At 65.0% G+C, this 872-nt stretch carries 1 protein-coding gene; it reads left to right on the forward strand.

Features of this window, described 5'->3' with window-relative positions; genetic code table 11:
* Window positions 1–872: UxaA family hydrolase (locus FVW27_RS17465; protein WP_167127641.1), on the forward strand; the 872-nt coding region annotated here is incomplete at both ends.

Raw genomic sequence — 872 nt, forward strand, 5'->3', positions numbered from 1 at the left:
GAGCTGCACTTCCGCACCCTGATCGGCGTGGGCAGCAACCCCAACGTGGCCGCCGTGGTGGTCATCGGCATCGAACCGCAGTGGACCAACCGCATCGTGGAAGGCATCGCCAAGACCGGCAAGCCGGTGGCGGGCTTCTCCATCGAGCAGAACGGCGACCACAACACCATCTGCAACGCTTCGCGCAAGGCCAAGGAATTCATGCACTGGGCCACCGAGCTGCAGCGCGTGGAATGCCCGGTGAGCGATCTGTGGGTGTCCACCAAGTGCGGCGAATCCGACACCACGTCGGGCATCGCCTCCAACCCCACCGTGGGCAACGCCTTCGACAAGCTGTACGAGCAGGGCTGCACGCTGCTGTTCGGTGAAACCACCGAACTGACCGGCGGCGAGCACCTGGTGCTGGAACGCTGCGCCAACGACGAAGTGCGCAAGCAGTTCCAGTTCTTCTTCGACCGCTACGCAAAGCTTGTGGACGACCACAAGACCAGCGACCTTTCCGACTCCCAGCCCACCAAGGGCAACATCGAAGGCGGCCTGACCACCATCGAGGAAAAGGCGCTCGGCAACATCCAGAAGATCGGCCGCAAGGCCCCCGTGGTGGGCTGCCTGGACAAGGCCGAAGCCCCCACCGGCCCCGGCCTGTGGTTCATGGATTCGTCTTCCGCCGCCGCGGAAATGGTGACCCTGTGCGCCGCCGCCGGTTTCGTGGTGCACCTGTTCCCCACCGGGCAGGGCAACGTCATCGGCAACCCCATCCTTCCGGTGGTGAAGCTGTGCGCCAACCCGCGCACCGTGCGCACCATGAGCGAACACATCGACGTGGACGTGTCGGGCATCCTGCGCAAGGAACTGACCATGGACGGCGCCGG

The organism is Nitratidesulfovibrio liaohensis, from assembly GCF_011682075.1.
GTDB classification, from domain to species: Bacteria; Desulfobacterota; Desulfovibrionia; order Desulfovibrionales; family Desulfovibrionaceae; genus Cupidesulfovibrio; species Cupidesulfovibrio liaohensis.